Origin of the sequence: Heyndrickxia coagulans 36D1 (genome assembly GCF_000169195.2) — a bacterium.
Taxonomy (GTDB): Bacteria; Bacillota; Bacilli; order Bacillales; family Bacillaceae_C; genus Weizmannia; species Weizmannia faecalis.
This window is the reverse complement of sequence record NC_016023.1, coordinates 2,107,334-2,128,168: the sequence shown is the minus strand read 5'-3', so window position 1 is coordinate 2,128,168 and position 20,835 is coordinate 2,107,334. Positions and strand designations below refer to the sequence as shown.

General features: G+C 41.9%; 12 protein-coding genes, 1 pseudogene and 3 CRISPR repeat arrays. Of the genes and pseudogenes, 2 read left to right on the top strand and 11 right to left on the bottom strand.

Annotated features, from left to right (window positions below):
- Positions 1-102 precede the first annotated feature (102 nt).
- Entirely contained in the window at positions 103-522 is a 420-nt protein-coding gene (locus tag BCOA_RS27155) for a helix-turn-helix domain-containing protein (RefSeq protein WP_014097209.1), read from the top strand.
- 120 nt (positions 523-642) lie between these two features.
- On the opposite strand, the gene BCOA_RS35360 is transcribed toward BCOA_RS27155, so the two are convergent.
- Together BCOA_RS35360 and BCOA_RS27145 are read right to left on the bottom strand one after the other, a co-directional pair.
- Positions 643-918, bottom strand: coding sequence for a hypothetical protein (locus BCOA_RS35360; RefSeq protein ID WP_181980972.1), 276 nt, complete (start codon positions 916-918; stop codon positions 643-645).
- A gap of 243 nt (positions 919-1,161) precedes the next feature.
- A CRISPR array of direct repeats spans positions 1,162-1,997; the repeat unit is 30 nt; unit sequence GTTTCAATTCCTCATAGGTAAAATACAAAC.
- 268 nt (positions 1,998-2,265) lie between these two features.
- Positions 2,266-3,379 (bottom strand): IS3 family transposase gene (locus BCOA_RS27145; protein ID WP_179234616.1). Its coding sequence is split into 2 segments (ribosomal slippage): positions 2,266-3,115 and positions 3,114-3,379, totalling 1,116 coding nucleotides; the frame shifts between segments, so codons are not numbered across the junction.
- 86 nt (positions 3,380-3,465) lie between these two features.
- Positions 3,466-4,230: a CRISPR direct-repeat array (repeat unit 30 nt; unit sequence GTTTCAATTCCTCATAGGTAAAATACAAAC).
- A 400-nt stretch (positions 4,231-4,630) separates the two neighbouring features.
- On the opposite strand from BCOA_RS27145, the gene BCOA_RS27135 reads away from it, so the two are divergent.
- Complete coding sequence (locus tag BCOA_RS27135) at positions 4,631-6,094, top strand: transposase (RefSeq protein ID WP_014097205.1); 1,464 nt, start codon at positions 4,631-4,633, stop codon at positions 6,092-6,094.
- 279 nt (positions 6,095-6,373) lie between these two features.
- Positions 6,374-10,736: direct repeats of the CRISPR family, unit length 30 nt; unit sequence GTTTCAATTCCTCATAGGTAAAATACAAAC.
- A gap of 708 nt (positions 10,737-11,444) precedes the next feature.
- On the opposite strand, the gene cas2 is transcribed toward BCOA_RS27135, so the two are convergent.
- From cas2 to BCOA_RS27085, 9 genes and pseudogenes are all read right to left on the bottom strand, one after another.
- Positions 11,445-11,708, bottom strand: a complete 264-nt coding sequence (cas2, locus tag BCOA_RS27125) for a CRISPR-associated endonuclease Cas2 (protein WP_014097204.1) — start codon at positions 11,706-11,708, stop codon at positions 11,445-11,447.
- Positions 11,709-11,717: 9 nt separating this feature from the next.
- Positions 11,718-12,548 (bottom strand): type I-B CRISPR-associated endonuclease Cas1b, encoded by an 831-nt coding sequence (gene cas1b, locus BCOA_RS27120; protein WP_014097203.1) that lies wholly within the window; start codon positions 12,546-12,548, stop codon positions 11,718-11,720.
- A gap of 62 nt (positions 12,549-12,610) precedes the next feature.
- Positions 12,611-13,969, bottom strand: coding sequence for an IS1182-like element ISBco4 family transposase (locus BCOA_RS27115; RefSeq protein WP_014097202.1), 1,359 nt, complete (start codon positions 13,967-13,969; stop codon positions 12,611-12,613).
- A 128-nt stretch (positions 13,970-14,097) separates the two neighbouring features.
- Positions 14,098-14,286 (bottom strand): annotated as a pseudogene (locus BCOA_RS27110) (CRISPR-associated endonuclease Cas1); the annotation flags it as partial.
- A gap of 1 nt (position 14,287) precedes the next feature.
- On the bottom strand, positions 14,288-14,797 hold the full coding sequence (gene cas4, locus BCOA_RS27105) for a CRISPR-associated protein Cas4 (RefSeq protein ID WP_014097200.1): 510 nt from the start codon (positions 14,795-14,797) through the stop codon (positions 14,288-14,290).
- Positions 14,798-14,809: 12 nt separating this feature from the next.
- A complete protein-coding gene (locus BCOA_RS27100; protein ID WP_014097199.1) occupies positions 14,810-17,173 on the bottom strand; it encodes a CRISPR-associated helicase/endonuclease Cas3 in 2,364 nt (787 codons plus the stop codon).
- Positions 17,161-17,850, bottom strand: coding sequence for a CRISPR-associated protein Cas5 (gene cas5, locus BCOA_RS27095; RefSeq protein ID WP_014097198.1), 690 nt, complete (start codon positions 17,848-17,850; stop codon positions 17,161-17,163). Before cas5 ends, BCOA_RS27100 begins: the two co-directional genes overlap by 13 nt.
- Positions 17,851-17,862: 12 nt before the next feature.
- Positions 17,863-18,819: a CRISPR-associated protein gene (locus BCOA_RS27090; protein WP_014097197.1), complete on the bottom strand. Its 957-nt coding sequence runs from the start codon at positions 18,817-18,819 to the stop codon at positions 17,863-17,865.
- Positions 18,806-20,830, bottom strand: coding sequence for a hypothetical protein (locus BCOA_RS27085; RefSeq protein WP_014097196.1), 2,025 nt, complete (start codon positions 20,828-20,830; stop codon positions 18,806-18,808). Before BCOA_RS27085 ends, BCOA_RS27090 begins: the two co-directional genes overlap by 14 nt.
- Between the last annotated feature and the right edge of the window lie 5 nt (positions 20,831-20,835).

Sequence of the window (20,835 nt, the reverse complement as noted above, 5' to 3'; positions counted from 1 at the left end):
TACAGACACTCATCAACAAAATAATTTCTATACACTTATATTATACACAATTATTTTGGAAGTCAACCATTTTTTTTGATTTTTTTTTAAGGAGCAGTAGCGATGGCCGATCACGGGAATGAAAACATGGATAACGTTAAAGCAATATTCGCAGCCCGTTTGAAAAAAGTGCGGGCAGCTCAAGGCTACAGCCAGCCTGAACTTGCGAAAAGGGTCGGGGTAAGCGACCGGAACATTTCGAACTACGAAACTGGATACAGTTTTCCTTCTATTAAGGTGTTATACCGGATTTCGCAAGTGTTAAAAGTATCCATTGATTATCTTTTAGGCCTTACCAACCATGTGGGCCTGAAGACAAATGAAGCGGTCAGTAATCCGGAAAAGAAACTGCTTGAGACGTTGAGCCATGAACCGGATTTATATCAAATGATGCTGAAAGATCCTGAGAAAATGGCAAACCGGATTTATCAGACTTGGAATTTGATCAGGGAACTGGACGATGAGGATGACAAAAATACATAATCGGGGGCTGCTGAATAAGCAAAAGCCCTGGACCCGGTTCTGGGGACTATAAAAAGCAAGGGCAATTTCACAAAGAGGGTTTGTCACTGGTGCCTGCACGATCTGCGCCTCTTTTTGGATTTAAAGAAAAAAGAAGGCGGCATCAACCAGTTTTGCGGCTGAGCGAACCAGAGATAAAGCTTTGTCTGGTTCGCTCAGCAAGCCTTCAATGGGAAAAACTTTAAAATCTTTTTTGGGCAGGGCTGCTTGCTTCTGTTTTATTATTCCTGCAGGCGGGACTTGGGCTCTTTTCTTTCTGGCCAGGCAGCTGCATGCAAGGCTGCATGGAACAGTAGGAACCGGAATTATTACCGGCAGCACTTCTGGCAGCAAAAAGAGTACGATGCGGTACACCAAACGATGTTTCCCAAAAAAGTGGAAAACGCGGGTCCTCTCCGATTCGCATGCATCAGATACACCCGGTTTAATCATTTATCTTGTGTTTTTGCTCGCTTCCCTTTCCGATTTTTTCTTAACATGGAGAGAGCACAGCAGCCGATTGAAAACAGAACAATAACCAACATCCCCGCCAGTCGTAGCTGTTACCGGCGGAGATGTCGGCTTAGGTGTTGCCGGCAATATAAACCCGCGGGATTACAGGTTTTAATTCCTCATAGGTAAAGTACAAACAAGGCAGACCGGTATTTCTCCGAACTTTGCCCGGAATGGTTTCAATTCCTTATAGGTAAAGTACAAACAATGAAAATCTGCCTAAATTATTTCAGTCATGCCGACTGTTTCAATTCCTTATAGGTAAAATACAAACAAGAAAACGCTGAAAGTAATAGCTGAAGAATACGGCGGTTTCAATTCCTCATAGGTAAAATACAAACCGGAGCTGGACGGAAGCAGCGCGGCTGAGAAATATCTGTTTCAATTCCTCATAGGTAAAATACAAACGAAGGCAGAGGATTATTTGGAGCTGCCGGATGTAACGTAGTTTCAATTCCTCATAGGTAAAATACAAACTAATATGCAAACGGGCGGTGGATGGGATATGAAACGTTTCAATTCCTCATAGGTAAAATACAAACTTTGGACCGCTTATGCGCCGACGATACGGACGACACGCGGTTTCAATTCCTCATAGGTAAAATACAAACATATAGTGACCGAATCAGTAAAATTTCAACTTTATTGTTTCAATTCCTCATAGGTAAAATACAAACGCGAAATGGATTTTTCACGCCACATCTCCGGCATACTTGTTTCAATTCCTCATTGGTAAAATACAAACTTTTGCAATTCTTCTATACCAGCCTTGACATTATCGAGTTTCAATTCCTCATAGGTAAAATACAAACGGATACATGCCTGAATAGATTAACCGGGTTGGAATAGTTTCAATTCCTCATAGGTAAAATACAAACAATTGCAGCCAGGATAACAAAAACGGATGCAGATGCGTTTCAATTCCTCATAGGTAAAATACAAACCCGATGTCTAAGGTGGACCCCATCGTCAAGACACAAATTTAAAATTTTTAAGGTGGGTCAGAATCTGAAAAACAGATACTGACTAATAGAGCGTGAGGATGCTCATTGGAGGCAGTTAGTGGACAGTTCACATTTTTTGGAGTGATTCATCCTGCTTTATTTTTCCTTCTCCGGGGGTGTTGTGTCAAGGGCGAGTGTAGCGAGGGCTTTGCCGAACCCTTGACACAACACCCCCGGAGAAGTATCCTCTACCCGAAGGATGAATCACTCAAAGGCCATAAACGGAGGCAGGAGTCTTATAGCCCAGGGCCTGATGGAGTCTTTCGTGATTATAGAATTGTATAAAGTTACCAATCTCTTTCCTTGCTTCTCTAGGGGAATTGTATTCTTTTAAATATACTTCCTCATACTTGATGGTTCGCCAAAGCCTTTCGGTAATGATATTGTCAAGGGCTCTTTTTTTGCCGTCCATGCTGATTTTAATCGTGTTCTCAAGCACCAGATCCGTGTATTTGGGACTGGTAAAATGGCTGCCCTGATCACTGTTTAAGATCTCTGGCCTGGCGACTAAGAATGCCCGTTTCACTGCTTCCAGCACAAAGTCGATCTCAAGGGTTTGGTCTATCTCCCAGCTAACGACATAGCGGGAATACCAGTCAATGAGCGCCACCAGGTACATCCAACTTTTTTGAAGCCGGATATAAGTAATGTCAATACCCCACACGTGATTAGGGTGTGTAATCTTCAAGTTTCTAAGAAGGTACGGGTATATTCGGTGTTCAAGACTGCGCTTACTCAGGTTTGGACCAGGTGTGATCCCGGCGATTCCCATTTCCCTCATGTGGCGCTGTACAGCCTTTCGGTTGATGACCAAACCTTCGGCATTCAGTAAAGCAGCAATGCGCCTGGAGCCGTAATAGGGATGTTTGGTGTAGATTTCATCAATCCGATGTTTGATAAACAATTCTTCAGGAGACGGCCCGACTGGCTTGTAGTACAGGCTTGAACGGTTCAGGCTCAAAAGATCGGCCTGGATGGAAATTGGCAGTTTTGCTTCGTCATCCCAGTCGACCATTTCAACTCGTTCTGCTCTACTCCTTAATTCCAGATTTTTTTTTAAGCCACGACAACTGCGTGGTTAGGCGGCCGACTTCCGCATAGAGACTTTCAATGGTCTGTTCATACTCGGCTTTCATTTTTTCAACTTTTTTGTTGCCTTTTTCAAAGACTTTTGGCATCTGTTCAAGAAAAGCATTTCTCCATTGGCGAATTTGATTCACATGGATTCCATGAGCAGAAGCAATTTCGTTCATCGTTTTTTCTTCTTTTAAGACCTCTAGCACGACTTGAGTTTTAAATTCAGGCGTATAACTTTTTCTCATAAACCTACTTTAACAGCTCCTCATTTTGTGTCTAGTTTTATGGGTCCATTATAGTCGGCGTCGTTGATCAGCTCCACACTCAACAGGTTTCAATTCCTCATAGGTAAAATACAAACGGGCGTACCAAAGGGGGATACCAGGGTGATGGCCTTTGTTTCAATTCCTCATAGGTAAAATACAAACTTAGATGAGTTTTTGACCGAGGGGCGCTCCCGCCTGTTTCAATTCCTCATAGGTAAAATACAAACGTCGCTACCCCTTTATTTTATATGGGGTGGTATAATGGTTTCAATTCCTCATAGGTAAAATACAAACAAAGCACCAATGACCACATCGAGGCTGGAGTATTCCTGTTTCAATTCCTCATAGGTAAAATACAAACGGTACATTTGACATGCCAGACATCCCAAAAACCAAGACGTTTCAATTCCTCATAGGTAAAATACAAACATCCAGCACCAAAACGACGGCCGAACTTCGCGAACTCGGTTTCAATTCCTCATAGGTAAAATACAAACTGGGATTATGTATGTGATCCTAGGAATATACAGGCTGGTTTCAATTCCTCATAGGTAAAATACAAACACATACTAATCAATATGGCACACATTATACATTTATGTTTCAATTCCTCATAGGTAAAATACAAACGCTTGACGGCGTGACAATGCCCGTCGTCACTTATTATGAGTTTCAATTCCTCATAGGTAAAATACAAACTCGCTTTATGTTCAGCGTGTGTTCCAGCAGCTTATTGTTTCAATTCCTCATAGGTAAAATACAAACACGCTTCTCAATTTTCTTTACTGTTTTTGTTTTATGTTTCAATTCCTCATAGGTAAAATACAAACGCAGCTGCCCCGTTTCGACCGCCTGCATTTTGTTGGTGTTTCAATTCCTCATAGGTAAGAGCCCTTGCCAAAATGCTATATCCCCTGAAACTGTAAGCAGTCAGACAATTAAAGGTCGTTGATTTATTCCACTAAAGAAAAAAGACGTTTGTAGGAACATTATGACAAATGTAAAAAGAAATTGTGAGTTTTTGATTTTAATGGGGTAAATTTATTTATTATAAGTGTCTAAATTTTTCCACTTTGGTCGGTTTTAGGCGGGTTTCAATAGATTAAGCTACTCATTCCTGTGGTAAATATTGTAAAACGGAAAAGGATGATTTTTTTTGAAAAAAAAGAGCCATGAAAGTCACTCCTTTGTTAAGATATAAGTACGACCAAATATCCAGGGAGTGATTTCATGACTATTTCTATTCTAACACAAACCAGAGACTTTTCAATACAACAAAATTTGATTCCCCACAATTGGCAAGACTATGCCGATATACCATTTGTCATTCCAGCCATGTGTTTCCCATGGGAGATTTTTAAGCCGATTGAACGAGAATACTACACCCTTTTATATTTGCACCTAAAAAATGAAAGAGCACATGATCCTTCTAATGAAATACAACCGGCACTATTTTCAATAACGGAGGAAGAAGACAAGTCTGCGTCTTCATTATTTCATCTCCCTTCCACTGGGAGAAAACCGCATCCTTTCATGCCCTTTTTTCGTGCTTTTGAACTGGCCTCTTTACAGTATATTGAAGTGATGGTGGAGAGTGTCTATTTGCAAGTGAAATCAAACCCGCTATTTGCCACCATGTGTGGATTTACGGAGAAAATTCCGAGCTACCGTTCCTTTGCTCGTTTTGATCAAATCATGACAACAAATGGTCTTTGGGAAAAAGCCCGGCTATTGGTTGTTGAATATAATAAAGGGGAAGGCGTGGTTGAAACGAATGAGGAAGCAGCCGCCGTGGATACATCGCATATAGAGGCAGAAGCAACCTTGAATAAAACAAGGAAGACGTGTTCTTGTGAGGGTGATTGCGATTGCCCCAAAGTCCTTACGGACGACAATGTAGGGGTAATGCGTAAAAGTAATGCAGTCTCCTATATTGCGCATAAATTATCAATGGTATGCGGGGTGAGATCCGGTTTGCCTTTGACGCGGGAAGTATTTAAAGGAAATACACCCGATGGGAAAACATTAGAACCGACATTGGAAACGTTTAAGGCAGAGCACCCCGAAATGGCTGAGCAGTTGAGCTTTATCCTGGCAGATGGAATCTACCAAACGCCGGAAAATCAAAAAGTGACAAAGGATGTATTACAGGCGAAATTGGTGGCACCGATCAATCCACGGAACCGTAAAGATAAACCAACTACCGCCCGAGGGATTGAAAAAATCAACCGGTACGGCACTCCCATCTGTATCAGTGGACATAAAATGGAACTTAGAGGATCTGATCGGGAAAAGGGGCAATATATTTACACTTGTCCTGTATTTCATCCAAATGCCAAGCAAGAAGGTCTCACTTGCCCGCTAGCGAATCACGCGGAATGTTGTAATGGGGCAGCACAAGGAAGAGTATTTAGGATGGACTTTGATCAAACGCCTCAAGTAGATGTCGAGTTGCCGCAACATGGGCGCACATTTGAAGTGTTATATAGTGCCAGAACGATCATCGAACGAATCTTTGGCATTCTAAAAGACGGATACAGTCTCCGTCGTGTTCACAAGCGTGGGAAACAGGCAGTTGAAGCTCATGTAGATCGATGCATGATATCTATGCATATCATGGCAAATATGGCGTACCATCAGACAGGAAAGGCCAATTGTGGATGGACACGCAATCGGCTGCAAAGAGCAAATTAAGTTATTCACAGGTGGATATGTGAATAAGTAAAATGAGCGTTTCCTTTCCACAAAGGGTAGTGAAAAAAACCCATTTTGTGAAGGCGGGATACGTATGCCCTTTTTTTGAAGGAAAATGACCGTTTTACTTCTATATGAATTGAAAATCTGGATGAAAAGGCAAAAAAATCGGGATAATTAATTTTCCAGAGCCTCGCTCAAGGGTATATTTTTATTTTGGCAGAGGCTCTAAAATACAAACGCCAAAGATTACAGCCAGTTATTCCATGATTCCACCGAGTTTCAATTCCTCATAGGTAAAATACAAACGGAAACCCCAATAGGTTTGGATGCGTACCGGGCGTACGTTTCAATTCCTCATAGGTAAAATACAAACCTTGACACCCGGATTTCTTGTAGGCCCATACCCCTTTGTTTCAATTCCTCATAGGTAAAATACAAACATAATTGTGGTTATATGCTCCAATGGACCAGTCCCGGTTTCAATTCCTCATAGGTAAAATACAAACGACTGGGAACTTCCCTTTAGGCATGCCCATGTATTGGTTTCAATTCCTCATAGGTAAAATACAAACCCTGCGTCACTTGGCGGAGTACGTATATTTAAGCGGTTTCAATTCCTCATAGGTAAAATACAAACGCGATGGAAAACGCAGTACATGCGAAGTCGTATTCGTTTCAATTCCTCATAGGTAAAATACAAACGGACTGGTCGGCATTAACGCTTGGCACAATGCCCGGTTTCAATTCCTCATAGGTAAAATACAAACTACAAGCGATCTAAGGAATTATGTCCCTGTCAAAGCCGTTTCAATTCCTCATAGGTAAAATACAAACACGGAGGAGGAAGCGGAAAGAGAAGCCATAGCTAACGTTTCAATTCCTCATAGGTAAAATACAAACTCCTTATGCTTCTATTATACCATAGATAGCATAGATGGTTTCAATTCCTCATAGGTAAAATACAAACTTATCTTGATTTCATTATAGCATGAATGTATTTACGTGGTTTCAATTCCTCATAGGTAAAATACAAACGCGCATGCCACACGTAGAGGGCGTACACATTACCGGTTTCAATTCCTCATAGGTAAAATACAAACATAGCCGCGGGAGCTACAAAAGCATGGGGCGTTGCAGTTTCAATTCCTCATAGGTAAAATACAAACTGGACTGGTCGGCATTAACGCTTGGCACAATGCCCGGTTTCAATTCCTCATAGGTAAAATACAAACGCTACAGCTGCAGATGCAGCACAAGCAGCACAGACAGGTTTCAATTCCTCATAGGTAAAATACAAACGCAATCTCATGTGGGTTACTAGAAAGCAGAATGTAAGGTTTCAATTCCTCATAGGTAAAATACAAACTCGCCAGCTTTTCCTGCTTCGTACGCCATACGCATGTTTCAATTCCTCATAGGTAAAATACAAACTTCTGACTGCTCCCCTTCGCCGCCGTCGCGCCCCTTGTGTTTCAATTCCTCATAGGTAAAATACAAACGTACACGATCATTAAATAATATTTTGATTTACGCTGTTTCAATTCCTCATAGGTAAAATACAAACATGACATCATGCACGCCCTGCGCTTGCTTTTTCGAGTTTCAATTCCTCATAGGTAAAATACAAACAGTGTACGAAGAAATGGAAAGCCGGTTTACAGAAATAAGTTTCAATTCCTCATAGGTAAAATACAAACCTTTTCAGCTCCTTCTTTTTTTTTGTTTACACTGCTGTTTCAATTCCTCATAGGTAAAATACAAAATAGGTAAAATACAAACGGACGACAGCTATGAATTATATGCGGACATCAGCTATAGTTTCAATTCCTCATAGGTAAAATACAAACTCGGCCATCTCGCCATGTACTGCGATGCTTATTTTTTTTCAATTCCTCATAGGTAAAATACAAACCAAAGCCAGCGCGGTTTAATGTCGAGGTGAAATACGAGTTTCAATTCCTCATAGGTAAAATACAAACCGTCTCTGACAGCGTGATAACTTTTACCACTACCGAGTTTCAATTCCTCATAGGTAAAATACAAACGCGCCTTGTTGAGCGCCAGCTGCGCGATATTTACGTTGTTTCAATTCCTCATAGGTAAAATACAAACTAGTTCGAGATCAATACCAAACGGCTCAATTGTTAGTTTCAATTCCTCATAGGTAAAATACAAACCACTGGCAAGGGAGTATCAATTTTATCACGGCTCGGATGTTTCAATTCCTCATAGGTAAAATACAAACTGTATACTTGCCATATTCATTTACCTCCATTTTGTAGTTTCAATTCCTCATAGGTAAAATACAAACAGAAGTGGTCAAAATGAAGATTGCTTTCGGGCCAGAGTTTCAATTCCTCATAGGTAAAATACAAACGTTGCATATCCGGTGCGATCAAACGAAATACCGGCGTTTCAATTCCTCATAGGTAAAATACAAACAAAGCATGGCCAATATATACAGAGTCCAAAAGAACAGGTTTCAATTCCTCATAGGTAAAATACAAACGTGGCGGCACAGTTTGCAGAATTTTAACGGCTTTCCGGTTTCAATTCCTCATAGGTAAAATACAAACACCTTTACCAACGGTACATCCGGTACACCATAATCTATGTTTCAATTCCTCATAGGTAAAATACAAACAATACACGGCGCCGAAGCTGAAAGTCGGGGATTACGGTTTCAATTCCTCATAGGTAAAATACAAACATTGCGGTCGCCTTTTTTGTTACCCTATCCGTATTTGTTTCAATTCCTCATAGGTAAAATACAAACTCAAAGGAAACGTTCACCATATCAGCCCCCTCCTCAGTTTCAATTCCTCATAGGTAAAATACAAACGTTATGATATGTGTGTTCATCCTTTACAATATCCGGTTTCAATTCCTCATAGGTAAAATACAAACTGGGATGGACCAGCTAAGGGAGGACATCGAAGAATGTTTCAATTCCTCATAGGTAAAATACAACCCGTTCTGTATTCAGTTGTGGATTTTTAAATACTTGGTTTCAATTCCTCATAGGTAAAATACAAACGGGGACACATTCAAATCAAAAGCAAGCTGTTCCTGGTGTTTCAATTCCTCATAGGTAAAATACAAACACGAAAAAAGGCGGATCCATTGCGACGAGTCCGTCAAAGTTTCAATTCCTCATAGGTAAAATACAAACAGCTCCGAGGGTCGGCTTGCTCCATCCATCATACCGCGTTTCAATTCCTCATAGGTAAAATACAAACGCCCCCACACCCCCAGCCAGCCTCACACCCCAAAAGTTTCAATTCCTCATAGGTAAAATACAAACCGCGAATATGGTGGAATGGAAACGAAAGCAAGACGCGTTTCAATTCCTCATAGGTAAAATACAAACTTATACATTGGTACATATGTAGATACTGAAGCAGAAGTTTCAATTCCTCATAGGTAAAATACAAACAAGCAGGTCACGGGGATAGCAGATCTGTTTAAAAATGTTTCAATTCCTCATAGGTAAAATACAAACGGATATGATACAGACTTATTGTGTTCGTTGTCGCTGTTTCAATTCCTCATAGGTAAAATACAAACGCTCTTTGATCGCTTGCGAATTGATAGCTGTCATGCTGTGTTTCAATTCCTCATAGGTAAAATACAAACGGTTCATCCGCAAAACTTTTGGTCATGAAAGCATGGTGGTTTCAATTCCTCATAGGTAAAATACAAACACTGTACTGGTGGTAGACGTGCTAACCGGTTTAGTGTGTTTCAATTCCTCATAGGTAAAATACAAACCCCGTTACATCATCGCCGTCACGCATACCAACAACTTGTTTCAATTCCTCATAGGTAAAATACAAACGACATCCAATTCATTTATTTTATCATATTCAATGAGTTTCAATTCCTCATAGGTAAAATACAAACAGGCGAAACTATTTGGTATACAGCGCCAGTATCAGGGTTTCAATTCCTCATAGGTAAAATACAAACGGGCTACATTGAGGGAAAACGCGGTTCTGGAAGACAATCGTTTCAATTCCTCATAGGTAAAATACAAACGGGGAAATATGCAAAAGCGGTTTCGTGAAATTTTTGCCCGTTTCAATTCCTCATAGGTAAAATACAAACACTTTGTGCCGTTGGGCAGCCCTCGGACCGTCAGAGTTTCAATTCCTCATAGGTAAAATACAAACAGCAGACGGAAGTACTGTCTACACTGTTTACACTCGGTTTCAATTCCTCATAGGTAAAATACAAACCAGCGATCGAGAAAAAGGGATTTGAATCCGGGAGGTAGTTTCAATTCCTCATAGGTAAAATACAAACGCAAAATTTTTAGCGCTGGACGTGGAAGGCGACACCGGTTTCAATTCCTCATAGGTAAAATACAAACCCGTTTAGCATTGCAAGTACTTCCCATCTTCTCATTGTTTCAATTCCTCATAGGTAAAATACAAACTATGATCGGCATCTGGATGTGTCGCGATCATCACTTGTTTCAATTCCTCATAGGTAAAATACAAACGAACCCGGCATACTGGGGCAAACTCACGGACGCGATGTTTCAATTCCTCATAGGTAAAATACAAACGCTTGTCTCCGGATCCGGTTTGTGACAGCGGGTAACCTAGTTTCAATTCCTCATAGGTAAAATACAAACCCCATAAAATGATTGATATTATAACATTTCTCCATGACTGTGGGATTTTCCTGCTTTCTCAAAAAAATCTCTTTAACATCCAATGGAATACAGCCGTACCAATAGTGTCAAAGGCTTATCCGTTTTTAACAATTTGTCGTCGATCCCCCGGGTTTTCTACGCTAATGAGGGTCGACGACATTTTTGACGAGTATCTTATTAGGGCTTACTGAACGAATCGGATTTTGGGTTGTATCCGATTTGCCAGTAAACGCTACCTCAATATTATAGAAGGAGGCTTCGTCCTGTTGCAATTGTAACGCTGCCTCCATATTATAGAAAAATGCATCTGCGAAAATGCCAGATTCCGCCGTCTTTTACGATGAATCAGCTTTCAGGTGTAATACTTTTCCTGCATTTTTCAAAAAACCCTTGCATTTAAAGCTTAGCAAAAGCTGACAGAACCCTTACAACTCTAGGATTTTTGCTTATTCAGCAAGCCCTATTTAATAACGGCCAAAATTCAGAAACAATCCTTAAAAGTAAAACCTCTAATGCATTACGGCAAAGGCCCTATCCTGAAAATTTGCGATGGCTGGCTTTCATTCCTCTGTTGGTGCCGCTGATCTTGTGCCGAGGCCCGGCAGTCCACACAATAGACTAAAGAAATGTTCCACACTCCTTCAAGACTTCAAACATCCTCAGCTTTCGCCACCCATAGAACTATATTTATATAATATTTTCATCCCCGCCTTTTTTCAGTCCAAATTCTTCACGTTTGCTATATCGTTTTGTCCGGAAAGTATAGAATATTACAGAGTCTTCCTCCGGATTCATCAATGCTTGTAACTCTTTTTTTAATTTTACATAATTCGCATTTGAAATTTCACCCTCAAATACGGAATTTTGCACCCAATTTAAGTATTTCCTTGTCGTTTTCAATGCTTTCGCCACCCGTTTCACGCCAAAATCATACACCACAATGATAAACATCTCGCTCACCTACCATAAAGAATGATATGGCACATAATTTCCTTCCTCCATTACATGCTTTTGAATTTTGTATAGTTCCAGTCTTATCAGTCTTCTGTATGATACTGTCCTGCCAAGATGACGATGATTAACAGTCGTTTTCATCCGCTTGTCAAGTTCAGCAACAAACTTTCTTCGCCCTGCTTCTGATAGCGTAATCCCTTCTGTATGCTTATCAAAATCCTTCTTTGTCAGCATTTTTTTATTAATCATGGTAAAAATTAGCCTGTCCACCATGATAGGCTTAAAAATTTCAGCCACATCCAAATTTAAAGAGAATCTTCTGAAATTCGTTGTATGCAAATAGCCAATCCGGGGATCTAAATACGTTTTGTAAATTTCACTTAATACGGTTGTATAGCAAATTGAATTTCCAAAACTGATCAAAGCGTTCAGCCGGTTCAGCGGCGGGCGCCTGCTCCGTTTCTCGAAAACAAAGTCGGGATTACTGGTGATAAAATCAAACATTTTATAGTATTCTTCCCTGCTGTGCCCTTCCACCGCCATCAATTCTTCAACCGTATTCCCTTTTTCCAGCTCTTTTATATTGCCATTAAATTGTTCAAGCAAGTTCTCAATCTCTTCTTTTCCTTTTGCGACCCGTGTCCGATAGTATTTTAAAACTTGCCCCATTTGCGCAATAGAGCCGGAAATAAATGTTTTCGCAAGCAACAGCCGCTTTCCATTGTCCAAATAATGCTCTGCCTGCTTTAAGATGATATGTCCGGCATTTTGATGCTCACGCGGATAAAAAGTCCCGACATAATAGCCATAATGATTAAAATAGTGAATCAATTTCATAATTGCTCTTTTTAAAAAGACAGAGACCTGCAGAATTCTCAACTTGTAAAAATTTTTAATGCTTATGCAGCTTGTTGTGTTTGTTTTATCATGGCATTTATGCGGTCTGCGGCTAACTTTGATGCGTTATAAATTAGAGTTACAAGATCGAAATGTACTTTTGCCCGTTTGCCGGTCCTGTATCGAACATTGTTAAGCTGAAAGAATTCCTTCAAATAGGCGTTTACTCGTTCTACTGCAGTCCGGCGTTTGAAAATGTTCTTCCATGCCTTAGATCCCCGGGCAGGAGCTGTATATTTACGAAGATCTGTCGTAATCTTTACTTTATACACTTTTTGACAGATGCCTTCATTGGCCAGTGGGCAGTCTGCACATTCTTTTGGCCGGGTGTACTTCAATGTTTCATACTTGGCGTCGTAGCTGTCATAACGATAAGAATACTCTCTGAAACAGGTGAGAGCGAAATGTTTGTCAAAGCCCTCTAGTTCCGGTTCATTCCGTTTATTGTACGCAATCACGGATTGGCATCCCATACGGTAAACCTGTTGATAGATCGGTTCATAATCGTAACCGGCATCCATTGTTGTATAATGCAAAGCCGGCAAGTTTAATCGTTGCTGAATCCCTTTAAGCAATGGGATTGCCGCCTTTCCGTCATTCAAGTTCCCCGAGGAGAACAAAGTCTGTAAGATATATTGGCTGGAGGCTCCAACTGCCAAATGGCCCTTATAGCCAAACCAAAACACATTCTTGCCTTCACTGTTCTTTTTAATGCCCCATTTCGGATCTATCGGAACTTGAGATCGCAGTTCATCCAAAGGGGCATCCAGTTGGGCTTCAATTTTCTTTTCATAAATGGGCAGATTTGCTTCTTTTTCAGCTTGTTCAGCCAGCCATTTTTCCCGTTCTTCTTTGGGCTTTCTGCCACGTTTTTTTGGCTCTTTGTCCGGTTTTTCTTTTTTGGGTGGTGCCTGGTCCCGGGCTTCAAAATGCGTGGCATCGATGGCGACTGTATCATCCATGATAAATCCTTCGGAAATGGCCTGTGTAATCACTTCTTTCAGTGATACTTCCAAAATATTGGTCTCTTCTAGTTTGGTAATGAGCCGGGAATAAGAAGCCTCAGAAGGTATATGGTCTGATACAAGAAAGCCACAGTTTAGTTTAAAAGCAATATCTTCATTAAGCCGTTTTACAAGGTCTTTGATCGTTGGGATTCGTTCAACAATCCGAATGAAAACAGAGATCACCATGGCTGCATAGTTTAATGCTTCAGGTGCGCCAAGATTGGATTTCTTAGAGATGGCATGGCAGATTTTATCCAAATTTATAGCTGAAATAATGGCATCATAACGGTGGGTAGGCTCCATTTCATATAATTCTTGGATGCCAAAAAAACTTATTTGTCGTATAATGGTCAAAGGGAAGTCCCTCCTGTCTTTTTGGTTTTCTTGGCAATTACCATTATACAAGACTTGGGGAGGTACTTCCTTTTTTGTGCTCTGAAACCCTTGGGGCGCAGGGACTATGAAATATGAAATTCATTCTAGTGTATAGCAATTTCTTTTTGGGAAGCAAACTCCAAAAATTTTTTTGTTACATCTACTTCTCCAAACAGATAAATGTCATTTGTATCTTCAACCGGAATATACTTCTTCCCTTCTTCGCTTTCAAAATACAGGCTGTTGTCCTTCCGCCGCAATTCTCCGCTTTTAAAAATATATAGCGTCTTTTTCACGTTATTCACCCGCCCAGCAAAATTCTTTATAAGCACATTTACCGCAAAACTTAATCTTGTTAGGCTTCGGCGGTACCGGCATCTTCGCAATTTTCCGGATCTCCTCCACAGCTTGATCCAAAACTGATTTTTCTTCCGGCGTCCATTCAACCATTTCTTTTTTTCTTTCTTCCGGAAAAAGCAGTTCGCCCGTAGCTTCAATTCCCATTTGTTTTAAAGTGTCCAGGTAATAAAGAAGCTGGTAACGGGCACTCGTTTCAAAGCGGGACGATTTTTTTATTTCTTGCACTACAAGCTTGCCGTTTACCTTTTTTATACGATCCAATTTAATCGTATCAATGGCAGTCTCCTGCTTTTCACGCTTGTAGCGGTATTCGTGAATAAAGCGCCCGATTTCAATATTCTCATCTTCCTCATCCGGCGTAATTTTATGTGACATTAACCACGACTCCCGTTTGCAGATGAAATAGTACCAGATGTCAGTTCCTGTGACCGGCATTTCATAGCCCATTTTGGCTTCCCCCTAAATAAAATTATCCAGCTCATCAAAATGGCCAACCAAACCGAGATTCTGATCATAGGCACCCTCGCTGTATAAAAGAGGGACTCTGTTGGATTGCAAATATTCTTCCTGGCTGACAAATCTGAGTGCCGTTTTCACCGGTACATTGAGAACAAAATGATGGAATAATATCATAAATTGTTTGCGTTCTTCGAAAGATAAACCATTCATGAAATTTACGTTTGAATACCGTTCATAAATAGAAGCTGCATCCGTTACCCCAAATTTCTTGCGCAACCATAAAAACTGCTCTGGTAGCCATTTCTCATCTTCCTCTGGTACTTCCCACGGTACAAACAGCGGCAGCTTTAAGTAGTCCTGCCCGAACGGTTCATACTTTGAAAGCTGGGGCCAGTCCCCCTCGTAGGCTTCCCGGATTGCCTGCTTAGCCGTCTCATACGTGTTTTCCCGGAACATTTCTTCATAATATCTACGCACAAGCGGTTCCATTTCTGATTCCAGCCATATGTCTTTTTCAAAAAGAAGCCTGTCCGTAATACGCTGCAATGGCCTGGCATATATGCTGTTGCGCGTATTTTTTTCTCCATTCCGGAAAAACGGAGCAATTGTCAAAATACCATTATCCGTCTCAAAATGGCGGTTCACCCTCCCTGCAGCCTGTACAATAGAGGGCAATATTGGCAAGGCCCGGATGACGTGGTGGAAGCTGACATCTACGCCAGCTTCGATAATTTGTGTGGCGATTACTATAAGCCGTTTTTCTTTTTCTTTCTCTAGATGATCCTGTATTTTTGCAATCTCCAATTTTTTATGGACGGGCACCATCAATCCGTGCAACAAACGAACATCCTCTTCGCCATTTATCTGTTTATACACACGGTAAGCATCTTCGATCGTGTTTAAAATGGCGGCCTGCTTGATATCCTCCCGGTCGTTTAAAAAAGCAGCCATTTTTTCTTCGTCCATTTTTTCTTCCAATCGCACCTGGTAACGCTCCACCTGGCTGCCGGAAGCCGCTAACCGAATGGGCTTTCTTGATAGCCCGTATTCAAATGGCGGCATCGTGGCAGATAAAAACAAAACACACAAATGTTGCTGCTTCGCAATCGCCTCCAGCCCTGTCAGAAACAAATTCCAGCCGTCCGGATTAAATATTTGCGGCTCGTCAATTATTATGATGCTGTCTTTTAAAAATGAACGTCTTAGCACGTCCTGGGCGCGGCCTGGAAAAATGGCTTTTGACCATTGCTGAAAACTTGTACAAATGACGGAGTGCGCCCACGATTCCATTGCGAGTTCATCATTTGGAGCCCTTTGTTCTCCTTGCGTGCCGGACTTGTTGCTTTGATCCAAGATTGCAAGAGAGTGGTGCTCCAGCGCGCCGATATCCATTGCTTCCCCGATGACGCGGCTGGTTTGTTCCAAAATAGACAAATACGGCGCAACATACACGATTTTTCTGTAATGCCGCTGTTTCCCAAGCCATAGGGACAATTTGAGTGCGGTAATGGTTTTTCCGTAACCGGTCGGCAATTCCAGTGTATAAAACCAGCTTGCCGGCTGTTCGGCCATTTGCTTTATAATATTTTTCTGCGCCTGGCTTCTTGCTTGTGCCAGCGGGCTCCCAGCCTTCGCTGTGCAATAGCGGCCAAGAGCTGCTTCGCATTTCTCTATCGTTTTCTCATCAAACCAGCTTGTGCCCGTATCTTTTACATCAAAACGGTCACCGGCGATCAATGCTGTCGTAAGCGCCCGCCATGCCTGAAGATGCACCATCAAGTCAAAATCTTTCTTTTGCCCGAATCCGGTATCAAGATCATCCATTGCCTCTTCGATCTGCTCATCTGCCACATCCAGCCAGTCATCCATGCTGTCTATTGTTAGCTCAAGACCGGAGAATTCCGGATAATGATCTTTTAAAAAACTGGAAATCCCCTCAAAATCCATCTTTTCCCAATCATACCGTTGCAGCCAGTTATCATCCTGAAGTTTTTTCAACTTGCCATGATGATCTGCAATATCCCGGACCAGCCACAGCCAAACCACACGATACGCTTCCCACTGTCTTGTTATTTCGAGCCAATGATAGCCGAGAAAAGAAAACAGAAAGGCCCCCTGAGGAGCATGTGTGGGGCCTTTCTTTATTTCCGGGTCGAGAATATAGCGCTGCCAGTCTGCATGTGATTTAGCAATATCATGGCATATGGCAGCCAAACCGATTAGTTCTTTAACGGGTTCACCGGTATCCGAAATCCAGTTTTCTGCAAATTCTTTCACACGAAGCAAATGGTTTTTCAATAAATGCTTCTTTCCTTCTTCATCCGGTCGTGCAATGCATTTATCAAAAGGAACTAAAACAGGCATACGGTTTCATCCCCTATTTGAACAATCTGCAATTCATCAGAAATCTGGCGCTTATCCGGCAAAAAGGTAATGGCATCTCCATTTCTTTCATATACAAAATCAATTGATTTTTCGAATTCACGGCTGCCTTTATATACCAGCATAAACCCGCCTGCCCTGCTATAATAACGTTCCGGTTCAAACTTCATCTCTTTGACCAGCCGTGTTGGGACAACACACCGTGTCCGTAAAGGCTCACTCCATTCACGCAAGGGTTCCACCTGTTCGTAATATGCCTGCAATACGGGTTTTGTTAAGGCATAGGCAGACCCTAAATAAGTCGGATAAACCGCCCTTCCTTTAGAAAGGAACCGGTACAGATCCCGTACATATTCATCACCGGCATAATAGATACGATAAAAAGGTTTTACAACCAGTTCAACCGTTGTCGGGCGGTTAAACGTGCTGCCGGAATCCTTGCCAAGCATGGACATTTGCTGCGAGACTGTTTTGACAGGGTGCAAGAGTTGAATACCGATTTTGTCGCGCGTTGTAAAGTCTTCAATACCAAGAATGGCTCCGGCAATCCCCTTCACAGCAGTCGGTGAAATAAAGGGATATGTGAGCTGGGTCGATGTCGTATCCGGACGCCGGAAATGGGCTAGATCTGACTTCAAATCAAAAACGACAGCTTCCATAATATCCCTTCCTTACCATAATGGGCTCTGATATTTCGAAATTTCTCCTTCTATTTGGGCGGAAGGGTGCAGCCATATCCGGCAGCGGGCAATTTTATCCTGCTGTTCTTCGATTGTTTTTAGAAGTTCAGTTAAATCAAGCGTAATATCTTTTAGTGAAGACGGACGGCGGCCTTCATTCCGCCATGTTTCTTCACCAGGTTTTAAGGACACCAGGTCTTCCAGATAACCGATCCGGTAGAATGGATCCTTATACTCGATGTGGGCCAGCAGTAAAGGCTGCTGCTGCCCCCTGCCGCGTGCTTGGCGGTGTTGTGTGCCCTGCCAGAGTGCGCGGAGCAATAATTCCTGGTCTTCTTCTGTCATTTGTGAATGCTCGGCATTTTTTGCATTGATGATCCCGGGCATCGCAAAAACAGCAAACGGGACAGTATAGCTTGTCCAAATCGTCCCTTGTGTTTTTCCTTCCTCATCGCCTTTGGAGTCAGTACTCGGCATGACAACCGTTCCCTGTACATACTGGCTGTCCACAGGATGCATGGAATGTGCCCATCCGAACTGCACCGGCCCGGTTAAGTTGAATTTTGGCTTAACCGAATAAACGACGCCAAATGTACGGACATCAAAACTATGTTCCAACAGCACACTTTTCATATCCGTTTTGCTCTCTTTTTCTTTTCCGACTGCTTTGGCAATTCCTTCTGCGAGGCTTCCTCTGCCCAGAAGCTTGCCTTTTTCATTAAATTTCTCCTGGACGAATATGTAATTCTTCTGCTGTGACCCTCCGTCAGCCTGGTAGTCTATCACAAAATCGCGAACGTCCCGTTTAATGCTCACATCACTTAATGAAATCCGCCCGTCTTCTTCCGGGAAAATCCGCCTTGCATCACTGTCGTTTAACGGATCCCGGTTTGGTATTCCGTCCTTTACTGACTTAATAAACAATAATTCTCCATTACGCACCGGCATTGATTTCTTCCCCCTCTTGTTTTTTATTGGATTTATAGCTTAAATAGCCCGACCAAAACGCTGTCATAAAAGCATCTTTTTGTGAGATTAATAGATTCTCTTTATCTGCTTCAATAAATCCAAGCAGGACTTGGGCCAATACTGCATGAAAATTTTTGGAAATATTAAGATCCCATTGTTGCGCCAGTTCTTCACAACGGAGTGTGCCGTATTTCCAAATCATTTCCGGTGTAAGTTTGCTGCCGAATTTCATGACACGGTGTTTTACGTAATCCTTGCCGGTTTTCTTATAATAAGAATTTGAAAATTGTTTCAAAAGCAGTCCCGATACAAAACCGAGCGTCTCGGCATTGTGCAAATCTTCAAGTTCGACCGAACCGGCATGGTACTTTTCAATCATAGCTTTCCAGTCCGCCAATTCTTTCACATCCTTTCCTTTCGCTAAAATTTTCTCATTGTAACGGTTTAAAAAGAAGACAAAACTGTAGAAGAAAACAAGTTCCTGCTTCATTTCCCAATAAGATTCTTTATTTGCCAGTTCATTCAGCCGCTTTGCTGTTGCAGAAACAGCCCGCTCCAGCGTCAGCGGTTCCCGGTGCAATACAGCCTGCATCGTGCTCCACACATAACCCGGGCCGTAAGCGTTGGCAAGAATTGACGGCAATGATTCCACCCGGAAAAACGGCCGTTGTTCCAATTCAAATACTGCTTGTATTTGCCCGAGATGTCTGCGCCGCAGTTGTTTAATAATATTTTGGACTTCGTAAGCCACACTCGGGATGACATCTTCAATGACTGCGCGGATATGCATGCTCCCGCGTGACAAATCGCCCGAGTAATATAAAATCGTCAGCCGGTACTGATCACTGCTGCGTGGAACAATACTCTGCTTCATGCCAGCGAGAAGTTCCAGATGCAAATCTTCTTCTTTTAAATCCTGATTCGTCCGCAATATGCGCAAAAACTTTTGGTAGTACTGTTCCGAGTCTTCATCCAGCAGCGGCAGCACCATTGGTATGCCAAAAATCTGTTCAAAGCTTCCCGCGCGCATATGCTTTTTCGCTTCAACGCTCGAAATGGGTGAAAACATTTCTTTTAAAACTGTATTTGATAAAGGAACCTGGATCTTTTTTAAGAACTGGGTACCATACAGGTAAGATTCATAGCTTTTTTTATCAACCTTAATTCCCTTTGTCCATTCATCTTTGCCCCAGTAAATCGACTTTGGCATCTCCCATGTCGGTGATAACCAGAGCCACGATTTGTTATAAACCGATACCACTTCTTCTGTTTTTTGGTTTGTGAAGGTGGAAACCGCGTTATGTTCTTTTCCAAGCGTGCTTGCTTCATCGAACTTTGCATCAATAATCCCTTGTAACGCTTCCCGGCCGTTCAAATATAATTGTTTTCCCGGTTCCAGCCTGCTCTCACGGATCCATAATTCATCCGGATTGTCCGATTTTCCAGATAATTTCAGATAAACCGGCAGTCTCTCGTCATAAATCATCAGAATTCCAAGCTGCTTTTCTTCTGTTAAAAAATCCGTATGATGGGCTTCTAAAATTTCTGAAACCCTGCCAGCAACAGCTTCAATTTCTTCGATTCCTAATTTCATATAGCCGACTGTTTTTTTTAATCTGGGAAGAAGTGCCTGATAGAACTGCTCTTTCTCTGCCATCGCCTTCATATGTGGTTCGTACATAAGATAACACGGTACCGGATAAACGCCTTGGGCTTTAAGCGGGTTTCCTCCATTCGGGTAGAGAATTGGGAAAGAAGTGCTTTGGTTTGCGTCAACAATAAAAGATTTCTTCCCTTCTCCCGCTTTCCCTACTGTCACATAACTGAGCGCGTCCCCGACATTGCCTAATTCCACAATCAATACATTTTGAAAAAAATTCTTGCAGTTTTCACTTTCAACATCCGTCAGCCATCGAATCCGTTCTTTTACCGGAAGATCTGGACTGTTCGCAATGGGCCGCCCGATCCGGATAATTGATTCTGCTAGCATTTTTT

Bases quoted from the DNA above. Each gene is read 5' to 3' on its own strand.
- BCOA_RS27155 (WP_014097209.1), top strand. From the start codon at position 103: ATGGCCGATCACGGGAATGAAAACATGGATAACGTTAAAGCAATATTC.
- BCOA_RS27090 (WP_014097197.1), bottom strand. From the start codon at position 18,819: ATGCCGGTGCGTAATGGAGAATTATTGTTTATTAAGTCAGTAAAGGAC.
- cas5 (WP_014097198.1), bottom strand. From the start codon at position 17,850: ATGGAAGCTGTCGTTTTTGATTTGAAGTCAGATCTAGCCCATTTCCGG.
- BCOA_RS27085 (WP_014097196.1), bottom strand. From the start codon at position 20,830: ATGCTAGCAGAATCAATTATCCGGATCGGGCGGCCCATTGCGAACAGT.
- BCOA_RS27135 (WP_014097205.1), top strand. From the start codon at position 4,631: ATGACTATTTCTATTCTAACACAAACCAGAGACTTTTCAATACAACAA.
- cas4 (WP_014097200.1), bottom strand. From the start codon at position 14,797: ATGGGCTATGAAATGCCGGTCACAGGAACTGACATCTGGTACTATTTC.
- cas2 (WP_014097204.1), bottom strand. From the start codon at position 11,708: ATGTTTATCATTGTGGTGTATGATTTTGGCGTGAAACGGGTGGCGAAA.
- BCOA_RS27100 (WP_014097199.1), bottom strand. From the start codon at position 17,173: ATGCCTGTTTTAGTTCCTTTTGATAAATGCATTGCACGACCGGATGAA.
- cas1b (WP_014097203.1), bottom strand. From the start codon at position 12,548: ATGAAATTGATTCACTATTTTAATCATTATGGCTATTATGTCGGGACT.